This window comes from Tolypothrix tenuis PCC 7101 (assembly GCF_963874875.1).
Taxonomy (GTDB): Bacteria; Cyanobacteriota; Cyanobacteriia; order Cyanobacteriales; family Nostocaceae; genus Aulosira; species Aulosira tenue.
Window position 1 is genome coordinate 3,420,629 of sequence record NZ_CAWNJS010000001.1, and the last position, 15,873, is coordinate 3,436,501.

The 15,873-nt window shown below is 42.2% G+C and carries 13 protein-coding genes; 8 read left to right on the forward strand and 5 right to left on the reverse strand.

Annotation, left to right across the window (positions count from 1 at the left end):
• Positions 1-144: 144 nt before the first annotated feature.
• A complete protein-coding gene (locus tag AACU25_RS13990; RefSeq protein WP_096576535.1) occupies positions 145-1,437 on the reverse strand; it encodes a dicarboxylate/amino acid:cation symporter in 1,293 nt (430 codons plus the stop codon).
• Positions 1,438-1,608: 171 nt separating this feature from the next.
• Here AACU25_RS13990 and AACU25_RS13995 point away from each other — a divergent pair, with 171 nt between their 5' ends.
• Positions 1,609-4,239, forward strand: coding sequence for a DNA polymerase III subunit alpha (locus tag AACU25_RS13995; RefSeq protein ID WP_096583740.1), 2,631 nt, complete (start codon positions 1,609-1,611; stop codon positions 4,237-4,239).
• A 645-nt stretch (positions 4,240-4,884) separates the two neighbouring features.
• Here the strand turns inward: AACU25_RS13995 and AACU25_RS14000 are convergent.
• A complete protein-coding gene (locus AACU25_RS14000; protein ID WP_096576539.1) occupies positions 4,885-6,297 on the reverse strand; it encodes a pyridoxal-dependent decarboxylase in 1,413 nt (470 codons plus the stop codon).
• Between the two features lie 146 nt (positions 6,298-6,443).
• On the opposite strand from AACU25_RS14000, the gene AACU25_RS14005 reads away from it, so the two are divergent.
• A complete protein-coding gene (locus AACU25_RS14005; RefSeq protein ID WP_096576541.1) occupies positions 6,444-7,580 on the forward strand; it encodes an ankyrin repeat domain-containing protein in 1,137 nt (378 codons plus the stop codon).
• 143 nt (positions 7,581-7,723) lie between these two features.
• On the opposite strand, the gene AACU25_RS14010 is transcribed toward AACU25_RS14005, so the two are convergent.
• Together AACU25_RS14010 and AACU25_RS14015 are read right to left on the reverse strand one after the other, a co-directional pair.
• Positions 7,724-8,737, reverse strand: coding sequence for an SDR family oxidoreductase (locus tag AACU25_RS14010; RefSeq protein ID WP_096576543.1), 1,014 nt, complete (start codon positions 8,735-8,737; stop codon positions 7,724-7,726).
• Positions 8,738-8,933: 196 nt separating this feature from the next.
• A complete protein-coding gene (locus tag AACU25_RS14015) occupies positions 8,934-9,641 on the reverse strand; it encodes an ROK family protein (protein ID WP_096576545.1) in 708 nt (235 codons plus the stop codon).
• 183 nt (positions 9,642-9,824) lie between these two features.
• On the opposite strand from AACU25_RS14015, the gene AACU25_RS14020 reads away from it, so the two are divergent.
• The gene (locus AACU25_RS14020) at positions 9,825-10,625 is read left to right on the forward strand and encodes a creatininase family protein (RefSeq protein WP_096576547.1); all 801 of its coding nucleotides are present in this window, start codon (positions 9,825-9,827) and stop codon (positions 10,623-10,625) included.
• A 182-nt stretch (positions 10,626-10,807) separates the two neighbouring features.
• On the opposite strand, the gene AACU25_RS14025 is transcribed toward AACU25_RS14020, so the two are convergent.
• Entirely contained in the window at positions 10,808-11,161 is a 354-nt protein-coding gene (locus AACU25_RS14025) for an ArsR/SmtB family transcription factor (RefSeq protein ID WP_096576549.1), read from the reverse strand.
• Between the two features lie 83 nt (positions 11,162-11,244).
• Here AACU25_RS14025 and trxA point away from each other — a divergent pair, with 83 nt between their 5' ends.
• The 5 genes from trxA to AACU25_RS14050 all read left to right on the forward strand — a co-directional run bounded on the left by trxA (position 11,245) and on the right by AACU25_RS14050 (position 15,820).
• A complete protein-coding gene (gene trxA / locus AACU25_RS14030) occupies positions 11,245-11,571 on the forward strand; it encodes a thioredoxin (RefSeq protein WP_096576551.1) in 327 nt (108 codons plus the stop codon).
• Between the two features lie 175 nt (positions 11,572-11,746).
• On the forward strand, positions 11,747-13,042 hold the full coding sequence (locus AACU25_RS14035) for an MFS transporter (protein ID WP_096576553.1): 1,296 nt from the start codon (positions 11,747-11,749) through the stop codon (positions 13,040-13,042).
• Between the two features lie 117 nt (positions 13,043-13,159).
• The gene (locus tag AACU25_RS14040; RefSeq protein ID WP_096576555.1) at positions 13,160-13,849 is read left to right on the forward strand and encodes an SDR family NAD(P)-dependent oxidoreductase; all 690 of its coding nucleotides are present in this window, start codon (positions 13,160-13,162) and stop codon (positions 13,847-13,849) included.
• 139 nt (positions 13,850-13,988) lie between these two features.
• A complete protein-coding gene (locus AACU25_RS14045; protein WP_096576557.1) occupies positions 13,989-14,687 on the forward strand; it encodes a glutathione binding-like protein in 699 nt (232 codons plus the stop codon).
• A 320-nt stretch (positions 14,688-15,007) separates the two neighbouring features.
• Positions 15,008-15,820 (forward strand): HEAT repeat domain-containing protein, encoded by an 813-nt coding sequence (locus tag AACU25_RS14050; protein WP_096583742.1) that lies wholly within the window; start codon positions 15,008-15,010, stop codon positions 15,818-15,820.
• Positions 15,821-15,873 lie beyond the last annotated feature (53 nt).

Below are 15,873 nucleotides of genomic sequence, written 5' to 3' on the forward strand. Positions count from 1 at the left end.
AGATGCTGGAATAAAGAGTGTGATGCTAAGGGCCCGCAACAGCATTAAAAGGGACTGGGGACTGGTGACTGGGTACTAGGAATTAGGAATTGCAAATCAAGAGGGTAAGGTAGAAAAACTCAGCACTCAGCGCTACAGTTGAAACTAAGCCTCGTCTAAGTGGCGAGGCTTTTTGCCGTCTAGTAAAGCACTGACAGTCATATCGCCCATGACATTGAGGGCTGTCCGACAGCGATCCAAAAACCAATCGACTGTAACTAACAAAGCTATATACTGGGTCGGTAAGCCAACGGAAGTAAATACCAAGGTCATCGTTACAAGTCCGGCATTAGGAATACCTGCAGCGCCGACGGATGCAAAAATCGATGTTAAGACAACTATTAACTGCTGTCCTAAACCTAAATGTTGACCCAATATTTGGGAAATATATAATGCAGACATCGCTTCATATAGGGCAGTACCGTCATTATTAAAGTTTGCGCCTACTAATGCGCCTAAAGAAGCGGAAGATTCTCTTAAACCGATTTTAGTTTGCAACACTTCAAAGGTGATGGGCATTGTCACCGTTGAGGAAGAGGTGGAAAAAGCTGTCAAAAATGCATCAGAACCACCCTTGAGAAATGCGATCGGGTTGACCCAAGAGCCAATTTGTACTCTAGTGAGATAGTAGCAAGCTTGTAAAAACAAGGCGACTAGTACGGCGACGATAAAGGCTGCTAAAGATTGGAAGGGCGCAAAACCTTTTTCGGCAACAGTTTTAGCCACAATTCCAAACACAGCCAAGGGAATTAAGGCTATTACCCAATTGAGAATCCGGATTACCGCCTCAAATAAAATACCGATGACATCTTCAATCGGTTGGTATGCTGCTTTACCTTCCACGATTTGTTCTGATTTTAATGCCCGCAGCACAATTCCAAAGGAAAGGGCAATCACAATTAGTTGGATAACGTTATTATCGACTAGTGGCTTGAGGATAGCATCGGGGACAGCATCTTTAAATAAACCCCAAGGATCGAGACTTGCAGTAGGTGCTTGTGCTTCGGTGGGGGCTGTTATATTTCCCCAACTCCCAGGGTGCAAGACGTTAGCTACTAGCAAACCGATTAAAATTGCTGCGGTAGTGTTAGTTAACAGTAGTACTGCTAGCCGTCTACCTGCTGTTCCGGGGATATTTGTAGTCATGAAGGTATGCAGCACTGCTACCAAAATTAGGGGTGTAGCTAGGGCGCGTAAAGCCTTCAGCACCAATTCTGCAGGAATTGCTAAGTTAGTAATCAAAGTAGCATTACTGGGGCTGGGATTCCCCGCACCTAGGGCAATTCCTAAGCCGACAGCAAGCGCTAGGGCGACGACAATTTGCAATGTCAGAGGGATACGCAGCCACCAAGGACGGGTTTTGGTCTCTAGAGAAGTAATACTCTCTGGTTCAGTCATTGCTTAATTTGGGGTAACTCTACTGCTGTAACTATTTAAACATCACTTGCGGAAGTGAAAATTCTGCAAACGCGTTAATCTAAGATCCCATTGCTTTCTTTAGTGAATCCTACTCCAGGGGGTATTTTTTCTTTCCTGGGAGATATTGTTGGCTTGTGGTTGGAGACTGATATGTCCTTTGTCCCTTTGCATATTCACAGTGACTATAGCTTGCTTGATGGTGCCAGTCAGCTGCCAGAGTTGGTTGATCGCGCGATCGCCCTGGGGATGAAAGCGATCGCCCTCACCGATCATGGTGTGATGTATGGCGCGGTGGAATTGATCAAAATCTGTCGTAGCAAGAATATTAAACCCATTCTTGGCAACGAAATGTATATCATTAATGGCGATATTGAAAAGCAAGAACGCCGCCCCCGTTATCATCAAGTTGTCTTAGCTAAAAACACCAAAGGTTACAAAAATTTAGTCAAATTAACTACTATTTCTCACCTCAAAGGTGTACAAGGAAAAGGCATTTTTTCTCGCCCTTGCATCAACAAAGAATTATTAAAAGAATATCATGAAGGTTTGATTGTTACTAGTGCTTGTTTGGGCGGAGAAGTTCCCCAAGCAATTATGAGTGGTAGACCAGATGCAGCCCGTAAAGTTGCTCAATGGTATAAAGATGTATTTGGTGATGACTATTATTTAGAAATTCAAGACCACGGTTCCCAGGAAGACAGAATTGTTAATGTAGAAATTATTAAAATTGCTCGGGAATTAGGCATCAAATTTGTTGCTACAAATGACTCTCATTTCATTTCCTGTTATGACGTAGAAGCACACGACGCTTTGCTATGTATTCAAACAGGTAAGCTGATAATTGAAGAAAATCGGATGCGTTATAGCGGCACAGAATATCTCAAATCTGCTGAAGAAATGCATCTGCTATTTCGTGACCATTTACCAGATGATGTAATTGCCGAAGCTGTGGCGACGACTGAAGAAGTAGCAGATAAAGTTGAGCCATACCAGATTATGGGTGAGCCGCAAATTCCCACTCCACCGATTCCTTCTGGTCATACTGCTGATACTTATGCTGAAGAAGTTGCATGGAACGGACTTTTAGAAAGATTAAATCGCAAATCCCGCAACGAAGTCGATTCAACCTATAAAGAAAGGTTGGAATACGAACTCAAAATGATTCAACAAATGGGATTTTCCAAATACTTTTTAGTTGTTTGGGATTATATTAAATTTGCTAGAGATAATAATATTCCAGTTGGGCCTGGACGGGGTTCTGCTGCAGGTTCATTAGTTGCTTATGCGATGCGAATTACTAACATTGACCCCGTACATCATGGGCTACTATTTGAGCGTTTCTTGAATCCCGAACGGAAATCCATGCCTGATATTGATACGGATTTCTGCATTGAACAAAGAGATAAAGTTATTGAATATGTCACTGAGAAATATGGCGCTGATAAAGTTGCTCAAATTATTACCTTTAACCGTTTAACTTCCAAAGCTGTATTAAAGGATGTTGCCAGGGTATTAAATATACCCTACGGAGAAGCAGATAAAATGGCAAAATTAATTCCTGTGGTGCGGGGGAAACCAACTAAGTTAAAAGTGATGATTTCTGATGACACCCCAGAACCAGAATTTAAAGCCAGATACGATAATGATGAGCAAGTTCGCCACTGGATTGACATGGCGATGCGAATTGAAGGTACTAACAAAACCTTTGGTGTTCACGCAGCAGGTGTGGTAATTTCTGCCGATCCGCTTGATGAAATTGTGCCGCTACAAAGAAATAACGACGGTTCCGTCATTACCCAGTATTTCATGGAAGACCTGGAATCAATGGGTTTGTTAAAAATGGACTTCTTGGGTTTGCGGAACTTAACTCTAATCCAAAAAACTTTGGATTTGATTGAAGAAACTAAAGGTTATCGTGTTGATCCAGATGAAATTACAGGCCAAGAAAGAAAAGCTCAAAGAATATTAGCTAAAGGTGAGCATAGTACTTTGCCTAAAGATGTACAAAAGGCTTATGAATTATTAGAAGCTGGAGAATTAGAAGGAGTATTTCAGTTAGAATCCTCTGGGATGAAACAGATAGTACGAGATTTAAAGCCTTCTAATATTGAGGATATTTCTTCTATTTTGGCACTGTATCGACCCGGCCCATTAGATGCAGGGCTAATTCCCAAGTTTATTAACCGTAAACACGGACGAGAAGCGATTGATTATGAAAGTGTGATTTTAGAACCGATATTAAATGAAACCTATGGCATTATGGTCTATCAAGAGCAAATTATGAAAATTGCTCAAGATATGGCTGGATATTCCCTAGGACAAGCCGACTTGCTGCGGCGCGCTATGGGTAAAAAGAAAGTTTCCGAGATGCAAAAGCAGCAAGAAAAGTTTATTGATGGTGCTACTAAAAACGGGGTGAAAAAGCAAGTAGCTGAGAAATTGTTTGACGATATGTTAAAGTTTGCCGAATATTGCTTAAGCTACGATACAGAAGTTTTGACGGTAGAATATGGCTTGATTCCTATTGGTGAAATTGTCGAAAAATGCCTGGAATGCAGGGTTTATAGTGTTGATGCTAATGGTAATGTTTATACTCAACCGATAGCGCAGTGGCATAATCGCGGTAAACAAGAGGTTTATGAATATGCTTTAGAAGATGGTTCGATTATTCGGGCAACAAAAGACCATAAATTTATGACTACTGATGGTCAAATGTTACCCATTGATGAAATCTTTAAACGAGGGTTAGATTTGTTGCAAGTTCCCCATTTACCGGAGTAATATCAAATAATTTTGGCGGTACATCAATATATTCTAGAGGGCAAGGCAGTGCCCACCTGTGTCAACTTAAGCTAAAAGCTATATACGGCGCGTGTTGTACAAATACCTCGCGCCCTCATCCCCTAACCCCTTCTCCCCCGGGAGAAGGGGAACTAAATCTCTTGCTCCCCCAGGGGAAGGGAAATTAAATCTCTTGCTCCCCTCTCCTGGTGGGCTATCCATTATAAACATCTTTCTTAACATTTCAAGGGTGTTAACTCTCGTCTCTAGAACCATGATTTTTGCGTTCTTAATTCTCAATAAAACCCCATTTTTAGCGAGAAGAATACACGCGAATTTGTCAAGCCTGCCTAAACTCTCATTCTCTAAGATGCTTATAGAACAAGGGTTTTAAGATTGTAAAGAAAGATGTGGGTAATGCATAGCCTGGTGGGAGAGGGGCTGGGGGTGAGGGCGAAACCTTGCAACTATAGCGTTTCCTAACCTACTGAGGTACACCCAAATCTTGTTGAACAAGGTTATTAGCTTTGGAAATGTACTTCACCAGATTGGGAACCGCTATAAGCGGGTTTCACGTTAAGTTGACACCAATGGGCACTGCCTTGCCCCTACAATTTGTCGCATTAATTTTTCAATTTGGTACTGTTAATTTGCATCAGCTATTTGGCAAATTAATTCCCAGGCTTGTTGCACGTTTAACTTTTCAGTAGTTGCTTGCCCAATCGACATTCTTAAGGTAACTTTTTGGTCAAGCTTGGTGGAAATTAGGTAGATTTTACCGGAAGAATTGAGACTGTTGACTATGGTTTGGTTGATGCGATCGCCTCCTTTGTGGCGGAAACATACCAAATTTAATGGTGGATTAACAGCTAATTCAAAGCGTGAATCTGATTTTACCCACTCTGCAAACTCTTGGGCTAAGGCTATATGCTTACGGACATAATGCTGTAACCCTTCAATTCCGTAATGGCGAATCACAAACCAGAGTTTGAGGCTGCGGAATCTTCTACCTAAAGGAATTTGCCAATCTCGGTAGTCAATTACTGCACCGGATTCACTGGCTTGATTTTTGAGGTACTCCGGTACGATGGAGAGAGACTGAGTTAGCTTGCTTCTATCTCGCACGTAAAAACAAGTACAGTCAAAGTTAGTCAGCATCCATTTGTGGGGGTTAAAGCAATAGCTATCGGCTAACTCTAAACCTTGATGAATCCAGCGGTACTCAGGACATAACGCTGCTGTACCACTCATTGCGCCATCAACATGAAACCAGATATTGTATTTTTGTGCGATCGCTCCTAACTCAGGTAAAGGATCAATTGCATTGGATGAAGTTGTACCCACAGTAGCAGCTAAATAAAAAGGCGTTAACCCCGCCGCAATATCCTGTTCAATACACTGCTGTAGTGCATCTGGACAGATGGCGTAATTTCCATCAACCTCGATTAAACGCAAATTCTCACTGCTGATTCCCGCAATTTTAAATCCTTTCTCAATAGAAGAGTGCGCCTGAGTTGAGGTGTAAGCAACCAGTTTACTAATATCTGCTGTAGTTTGTTCTCTAGCCGCTACCAAAGCCACAAGACTAGCACTGCTGGCGGAATCTTGAATTACTCCTCCCCCTGTTTCACTGGATTTGAAATGCAAGGGTAACTCCAGCATATCTACTAGCCAATCAAGAACATGGGTTTCCAACTCTGTACAAGCGGGAGAAGTAGCCCATAACATCCCTTGTACACCCAAACCAGCGCTGAGTAATTCACCTAAAATTGAAGGTGCAGAAATCCCGGTAGGAAAGAAAGCAAAGAAGTTAGGCGATTGCCAATTTGTTAACCCTGGAACGATAATTTCATCGATATCTTTGAAAATCTCTGCAAAAGATTCCCCTTGCTGCGGGGGAGAATTTGGTAATTTTGCTCTAATATCTCCAGGTTCAACTTGAGATAGTACAGGCAGTTTTTCTACATTCTCTAAATAATCGGCTATCCAATCAATAGTTTTATATCCCCACTGACGAAATTCTGCGGAAGACATATGGTAGTTTGGCTTTTCTTCCATACCCTGTATTTGCTATTGCTGCGATTAACTGCAATTATTTTGACGTAAATTCCGTAATGTTGCATTTAGGTGTTGTATTTGGCTATGACAACATCCTAGCGACCAATAATTTCGTCAATAAATAAGGTAGATTTGCTGCAAATTACATGAAGTTATTATCATCTTTAGTTACACTTTCCGCAATTGCAATCACAATTATGCCTACAGTATCTTTAGGAGCATCAGAATCAACTTCTTTGTGCCGAGCGCTAATGTTTCAACAATATGATGAAGTTCAACAGATTGTAGAAAGCGGCGCAAATCCTAATGAAATTTGTATGATAGGAGAAGAAAGTTTTCTGCCGCTTCACGCTGCTATTGCTGCTGGTAATGAAGAACTAGCAAAATTATTAATTGCTAAAGGAGCAGATGTCAAAGCTAAAAACTCTAAAGGAGAGACATCTTTACACTTTGTTGGTAGTTCATTAACGCTAGCAAATTTGTTGATTGAAAAAGGACTAGATGTTAATGCTACAAATAATAATAAATTGACACCTCTGCATAATGTTTATGGTCAATTAACTCAGGAAGTAGCACAAGTTTTAATCGATAAAGGTGCTAAGGTGAATGTTAGGAGTGATGAACAGCTAACACCTTTGCATTTGACAGTAGCACAAGGAAAGCAGGAAGTAGCAGAGTTATTGATTGCCAAAGGTGCAGATATCAATGCAAGAACCATCATCAACTTTACACCGCTTCATTATGCTATTAATAGACCAGAATTTGCAAAATTACTAATTAATAAAAGAGCTAATTTTTATATTAAAGATAATAATGGTATGGCGGTCATTCACCAGCAATCTCTAGATAAAGAAATTTTAGAATTACTGATTGCTAAGAAAGTAAATGTTAATTTCAGAAGCAATGATGGTAAAACTCCACTGCACCACCATGCGAGAAACCCAGAGTTTACCAAGCTATTGATTACTAAAGGTGCTGCGATTAATGCCAAAGATAATTTAGGTAGAATACCATTACACTACGCTATGAAAGAAGCGGGTAAAATCATGGTTGAAAGAGGTGCGAATATCAATGCTAAAGATAAGCTTGGTAGAACACCATTACATACAGCAATTTTAGCAGAAGATTATTACACCCTCGATTTTATCGAATATTTATTGAGTAAGAAAGCCAAGGTAAATATTAAAGATAACGAAGGTAAAACGCCACTACAATTAGCTTTGTCTCGTAATAATTCGGCGGCTGTTGAATTACTGAAAAAGTATCGAGCTACATTAAATTAATTTTATTTGGTTCGTAGTCAGAAAATTAAGGCTAGATAAATTGTTTGTAAGGGCACGGCATCCTCAATCTTTTGGCATATCAAATATCTTACTGGTGCCGTGCCCCTACCCATCTGTCGCGTTCTTTTTTCAAAATGGTATTACTAAATATCGTTCCTACCCCATAAACCTACAAGTGCAGCAATACCCAAGGCTGCAAATGCTAACGCGCCCCATTTTAGCGGTGGATTCATATCCAAACTTTCCAAGAAACTGGGTATAGACAAGTTCCTAAAGTCGCCTTCAACTTTGTCATAGCCTGTAATTGGCTCAAAAACGTTATTAGGCGCGTCTTCTGATTTCGGCTCATTGGTACGCTGTCCTTGAAAAGCGATCGCTAATAGTAAAGAATCAGCTAAAAGTGGGGAAATCCGTTGTATAAAATCTAATATTTTACCCGCATCTCCAACTACAAAATCACGGGTAGGATGTTCCGCCGCGTAGAGAATGGCATCGGCAACCAAACTAGGTTGGTAATATGGGGGTACTCCTGTCGGCTTCACCCCTAATTTAGTGCCAACTTTATTGTAAAAAGGTGTATTGATTGTTGCAGGCAGGATCGAGGTAACGCTAATAGGCCATTTTTCGTGTTGTAATTCCACCCGTAAAGCATCTAGGAACCCTTCTAAACCATGCTTGGCTGCAGAGTAAGGGCTTTGTAAAGGTAGACTGCGCCTACCTTCCATTGAAGAAATATGAATTAACGCTCCCCGTCCTGTTTGTTTGAGATGAGGTAGCGCCGCCATTGCACCATATACCTGTCCCATCAAGGTTACATCGACAACTCTGGCAAATTCCTCTGGTGTAATTTTCTCAAAAGGAGCAATCACACCAGTAGCAGCCGCATGAACCCAAGTATCAAGCTGTCCGTATTCTGCTACAGTTTGATCTGCGATCGCCTTTACCTGCTCAAAATCGCTAACATCAGCAATTACATACTTAGCCACACCACCCAAACTCTGAATTTCTTCCACCAGGGACTTTAGCCCTGGTTCACTACGGGCAGCAACTACCACCTTTGCACCACGTTGGGCAAACTTTAGCGCTGTATCACGCCCAATCCCACTTGAAGCACCAACGATGGCTACCACCTGCTGACTAATTGGCTTTAATTGCATGGTTAATTATTGTTAACTTACCTTCCTTTTAATCAATAGGTGTGTTTTTAAATTGCTTCATCCCTCGGTAGGCTTAGGTGGGGGATTGGGGACTGGGGACTGGGGATTGGGGACTGGGGATTAGGGACTGGGGAACTGGGGAAAAGGGAGACAAGAGGAAATATTGATTACCAATTACCAATTACCAAATGACAAATTAATTTCGCCACAAGGCAATTCCACCTAATAACCCCGTGATATTAGGGATGAGTTTGACGTTTAAGGGTAGCTGGAGATTTACTTTCACAGCTTCACCGCCGCCGATGTAGAGGCAATCATAATTAAACAGATGTTGTAAAGATGCGATCGCTTTTTCTAAACGCCGATTCCATTTTTTCTCACCAATTTTTTCTAACGCCGCCCGCCCTAACTGTTCTTCGTAAGTCTCGCCTTTGCGGAACTGATGATGTCCCATTTCCATATTTGGCACTAGTTTGCCATCGATAAATAAAGCCGAACCAAATCCTGTACCCAAGGTAATGACTAATTCTACGCCTTTACCTGCGATCGCCCCTAGCCCTTGCATATCTGCATCATTAATTACCCTGACAGGCTTATGTAACTGTTGCGACAAAGCCGTTTGTAAATCAAACCCAATCCAATCACGATCTAAATTGACTGCTGTTTCCGTCACTCCATAGCGCACTACACCCGGAAAACCCACAGAAACCCGATGAAATTCACCTTGAGAGGCTGCTAAAACGACAATTGCATTAATTACAGTATCCGGTTTCGCAGGTTGCGGTGTCTCTAAACGCGCCCTTTCTGTTAAAGGATGACCTGTAATATCCAATACCATTGTCTTCACACCACTACCGCCAATATCAACAGATAAAGTGCGAATTGAGCCGTTATCATCAACCATTGAAGTTTTCTCCTAGTTAGAGTGTATTCTTTGGCTATTATGCTCTGCTAGATATGGTTCAGGGTCATATATTCCGAGAGTCTTTACAAGTTGGGGACTGGGTAATGGGTAATGGGTGAATCACCAGCACCAAACACCAAACACCAAACACCATTAATATAAAATTGACGCGATAGTAGTGCAATGCATAGTTTTATTCCCCCGGAACGGTTTTTTCCCTACCTCAGTTGGACTGACATTGAGGCGATGTCAAATAAGGAAAATGTGGTGATTATTCAACCAGTAGGGGCAATTGAACAACATGGCCCGCATCTACCTTTAATTGTCGATGCTGCGATTGGTATGGGAGTACTGGGAAAGGCGCTAGCAAAGCTGGAGGCTGATATTCCTGCCTATGCTTTGCCTAGTCTGTATTACGGTAAATCTAATGAACACTGGAACTTTCCAGGGACAATTACCTTGAGTACGGAAACGTTGACAGCCACAATTATGGAATTAGGTGACAGTATTTACCGTGCTGGGTTTAGAAAATTAGTGTTGATGAACTCCCACGGGGGACAGCCGCAAGTAATGCAAATGGCAGCGCGAGATTTACACGTGAAGTATGGAGACTTTGCGGTGTTTCCGTTGTTTACTTGGCGTGTGCCTCATATTACTAAAGAATTACTGACTCCGAAGGAAGCAGCACAAGGTATGCACGCTGGAGATGCTGAAACTAGCTTGATGCTAGCGCTTTTACCAGAACAGGTGAAGCTTGATAAAGCCGTTGCTGAGTATCCCCCAGCACAGCCAGAAGATAGCTTGCTAAGTTGGGAAGGTAAGCTACCTGTGGCTTGGGTAACAAAAGATATCAGTAAAAGTGGTGTGATCGGTGATGCGACAACAGCAACTAAGGAAAAAGGCGATCGCATTCTCGAATCTGTTTCTGATGGTTGGGTGCAAGTTATTCGCGAGATTTATCACTTTCGTCCACCCCAGAGTTAAGGAGAAGGGGCAGGGGGCAGGGAGCAGGGGGAGAAAGAACTATATTATTTGAGTAATCTATTTTCTGTAAGTGAGAAGCCTAGTGCAGACTGGCAGAAATAACTAATCAGTAGAAAATTCAACTCAGTACTCAGCACTCAGCACTACCATCACGACTGGTTAGAAACTTTTGCCGCAATGCGCTAAGAGACTTTAGAGGCTGTTTGTTTATTGGCTGAGGTGCAGATATTTAAGGGTTGAGCCGATCGCAAGACTGCATCTAGTAATCCGGGAAACAAGGCTTCTAAATCTTCACGCCGCAGGCTGTTGATGTGCTGGGTTCCTTCTTTATGGGTTAATACGACTCCCGACTCCCGTAAAATTTTGAAGTGATTTGACATTGTCGATTTGGCGATCGCAAAATCAAACCCCGCACAACACTGCTTTCCCTGGGTTGCTAATAACCGCACAATCTCTAGCCGCACCGGATCGCCCAATGCGTATAACACTCCCGCTAACGAAATATCTTTTCTATCTGGATGATACAAAAATCTCATAGTTGCACTATCTCATAAAATGACATATATTTTACTTATTCGATAATATCGAACAATAGAATTAAATACAGGAGGACAATATTATGTCATCCGTTACAAATGTCACGGAAGCTACCTTTAAGCAAGAAGTCCTTGAAAGCCAAGTTCCGGTATTAGTTGACTTTTGGGCACCTTGGTGCGGGCCTTGCAGAATGGTTGCTCCAGTTGTAGACGAGTTAGCTACCGAATACGGCGGACAGGTGAAAGTGGTGAAACTGAACACAGATCAAAATCCCACCGTAGCCAGCCATTACGGAATTCGTAGTATACCTACACTCATGGTATTCAAGGCAGGCAGACAAGTCGATACGGTCGTGGGTGCGGTTCCTAAAACCACTTTAACCAAGACTCTATCACAGCATATTTCCTAAAGTTAACAGCCTAGGGTGAGCTGTTTATATACCCTGAAAGGCTAACTGTAGGGTATGGGGCATTGGGCATTGGGCATTGGGCATTGGTAATAGGTAATAGTAATTTCTCCTTGTCGCCTTATCCCCAATCACCAGTCCCCAGTCCCCAGTCCCCAGTCCCTAATCCCCAATCACCATGTCTTTAATCTCATACTTAGCGCGTCGTTCGGTGCACTATGGCTGGTTTGTTGCGGGTTTAACATTTTTAGCTTTGTTAGTAGCCGCAGGAATTCGTTCTGCACCAGGAGTTTTGATCGTACCTTTAGAGCAGGAATTTGGCTGGAGTAGAGCTACTATATCTTTGGCAATTTCCCTCAACTTAGTACTTTATGGACTGATTGGCCCTTTTGCTGCCACATTCATGGAGCGTGTAGGGGTTCGCCGGATAATGGTATTGGCACTAACTGCGATCGCTGTTGGTGTAGGCTTAACCACTTTCATGTCAACTTCTTGGCAGTTAGTTTTGCTTTGGGGAATTATTGTTGGTAGTGGTAGCGGTGCGATCGCATTAGTATTAGGTGCTGTTGTTGTCAATCGCTGGTTTTCGGAACGGCGAGGTTTGGTTTTGGGGGTTCTCACAGCCAGCACAGCCACCGGACAACTGATATTTCTGCCAATCTTAGCCTCTTTAGTAGAGCGTTTCGGGTGGCGGGCTGCATCTCTTAGCCTAGCCGGGATTGCGCTTGTAATTACACCTGCGATCGCCTTATTCATGCGCGATCGCCCGGCGGAAATTGGTTTGCGACCTTTTGGCGATCGCAGCAATACTGAGGAAGTATTACCACCAAAGGTTAATTCTATTGCTTCCACTCTCCGCAAACTTTGGCAAGGTGCAAAATCACTCGACTTTTGGCTGTTATTTGGTAGTTTTTTTATCTGCGGTGCTAGCACCAATGGACTGATTGGCACCCATTTAATACCAGCTTGTATTGATCATGGTATCCCTGAAGTTAAAGCTGCGGGACTATTGGCGATTATGGGGATTTTTGACTTTTGCGGGACAACTATCTCCGGCTGGCTGTCTGATAAATATAACAATCGCTACTTACTTTGCTGGTACTACGGATTACGTGGTATCTCTCTAATTTTCCTGCCATTTAGTTTTAACTTTTCATTCTACGGACTGTCAGTATTTGCAGTCTTCTACGGACTCGATTGGATTGCTACCGTTCCCCCAACTGTGCGTCTTGTCAGCAATATATTTGGGAAAGAGAATGTCGGCGTGATGTTCGGTTGGATTGTAGCGGGACATCAACTCGGTGCAGCTACAGCCGCCTTTGGTGCAGGAGTGCTGAGAACTTTATTAGGTAGCTATTTTCACGCCTTTATTTTGTCAGGTGTTCTCTGTTTAATAGCCGCAGTCCTAGTACTGCGAATTGGACAACATCCTACTAAAAATAATTCAGTGTTGCTGATGGAAAATATGAATTAGTTTCACGCCAAAGGCTGAACTTGCAGATTAGCTGCAAAAAATCATATTGAATTTCATATCAAATTCAGCAACCCCAATTCACAACTATCAGTGCATTATTAAAGGAGAATTGCACCTATGGCAAAAACAGCTTTGATAGTCGGTGCTGGTAGTGGGCTGAGTGCCTCTATCGCTCGTTTATTGGCTAAAGAAGGATACCAAATAGCTTTAGCAGCTCGTCGCATTGAAAAACTTACGCAACTCAGCAGTGAAATTGCAGCCGTCAGCTTTGCTGCTGATGCATCAAAACCAGAGGAAGTAAACCAGTTATTTATCGATGTCGAAAATAAACTGAATACTCCTACAGTTGTTGTTTACAATCCCAGCTTTCGAGTACGCGGGCCGTTAATTGATTTAGATCCTGGCGAAGTTGCCAAAACTTTAGAGGTAACTGCCTATGGTGGCTTTTTAGTTGCCCAAGCTGCCACCAAAAGAATGTTACAGCAGGGGGGTGGTGCTATCTTTTTTACTGGAGCCTCAGCCAGCATCAAAGGTTATCCACAATCAGCACCCTTTGCAATGGGTAAATTTGCCCTGCGGGGTTTTGCTCAAAGCATCGCCAGAGAACTTGCACCCAAGAATATTCATGTAGCGCATTTTGTGATTGATGGTGCCATCCGTTCTGCAGAACGCTTAGATCCAGTAGACAATCCCGATAGCACCCTTGATCCAGATGCGATCGCGCAAACTTATCTCAACATTCTCAATCAACCCCGTAGCGCCTGGACTTGGGAAGTTGAACTCCGCCCTTGGGTTGAGCGTTTTTAAAGATGGGGAATGGAGAATGGGGATTGGGGACAAGGAAGCAGGAGAAAATCCCTATTACCAATTACCAATTACCAATTACCGATTACCAATTACCCAATCCCCCATGCCCAACAAAAAATACTAAACAGGGAAAATACCAATGATTGACCTTTATTACTGGACGACTCCTAACGGACATAAAATTACAATTTTCTTGGAAGAAATTGGACTGCCTTATAACATTATTCCTGTGAATATTGGTGTCGGTGACCAATTTAAGCCAGCGTTTTTGCAAATTTCACCTAATAATCGTATTCCAGCAATTGTTGACCATGAACCTGCAAATGGAGGCGCACCAATTTCTGTTTTTGAATCTGGTGCAATTCTGTTGTATTTAGCAGAAAAAACCGGGAAATTAATTCCCCAAGATGTGCGGCAACGGGTTGAAGTGCTGCAATGGTTATTTTGGCAAATGGGCGGTTTAGGGCCTATGGCTGGACAGAACCACCACTTCAGCCAATATGCACCAGAAAAAATTGACTATGCGATTAACCGCTATGTCAAAGAAACTGGACGCTTGTATGCAGTGCTAGATAAACGATTAGCCGATAGAGAATTTGTAGCTGGCGATTATTCAATAGCTGATATTGCAGCTTATCCTTGGATTGTTCCTTATAAAAGCCAAAATCAAAAGTTAGAAGATTTTCCCAACTTGCAGCGTTGGTTTGAGGCAATTAAGGCACGTCCAGCGACAATTCACGCTTATGAAAAAGCAGAAGCATTTAAAAATCAGGCGCTAGATATTGAAAAGTCGCGAGAGTTGTTATTTAATCAATCTGCACAAACAATTCAGCGCTAAAAGTTCTTGATAATAGCGGATTGTAATAACATCTGGTGTAGACAAACCAGCTAGGGGCACAGCAATGCTGTGCCCTCAAAATAGTATGTTTTAAAATATTTGAAAACTGCTACAGGGCACGGCACCAGTAAGATAATTGAATATACCAAGATATTGTGGATGCCGTGTCCCTACAGATAATTTATCTGTGACAAAGATTATTTGAATTGGTATAAGTACTTTAAACCCTATATTCGGGCAGGTTTTTCTTAATGTTGCCTGTTCCCTGTTCTCTCCCTAAAGAGCATGGTAATCTCAATTACAGGACTCAAACAGTTAACATGACCTCAGTCAGCTATCCACCTCCTGTAGATCGCCTTTTGAGCTATGGTGATTGTCGCAAATACAAAGAATGGCCAAATTATGTAGCAGAGCTTGGTCTTAAATCTGAGCATATACCCGATTTAATTCGGATGCTTACTGATGAAGAATTAATTTGGGCTGATTCTGATAGTGATGAGGTTTGGTCTACAATTCATGCTTGGCGCGCATTAGGACAGTTAAAAGCAGAAGATGCGATCGCACCACTGTTAAATCTGTTTGAAGAAATGGAAGATGTTGACTGGGTTAGCACTGAAATGCCACGAGTATTTCAAATGATTGGCCCAGTGTCAATTCCAGCACTGAGTGATTATCTGGCTGACGATCAATATCATATCTATGCTCGAACTACAGCAGCAGATTGTATTAGTCAAATCGGCCAGCACTACCCAGAAGCACGGACTGAGTGTGTTAACGTTATTACCCAACAACTAGCGCTATTTGCTAGCAATCATGCGGAATTTAATGCTTTTCTCGTTGCTAACTTAATTAGTTTGCAGGCTGTTGAGTCTGCTAATGTGATTGAGCAAGCTTTTGCGGCTAATTGTGTAGTTCCTTTTATTGCGGGTGACTGGGGTGAAGTACAAGTTGCAATGGGACTGAAAACCCGTGAAGAAATCCCAGAACGCAGGTTCACTCAGCAAGAGATGATGGATTATTTTACCTCTCTTGATGAAGCTGTGGACGATTCTAAAAATTCTCGTGGTTTTACGCCAGCAGCTAAACCTGCAAAGAAGAAGTCAGCTAAAACTTCTCGCAAGAAGAAGAAATAATTCATAATACTTTTACCATTTGTGCTGCAATTTGTAGAACAAATAAGTGTTTA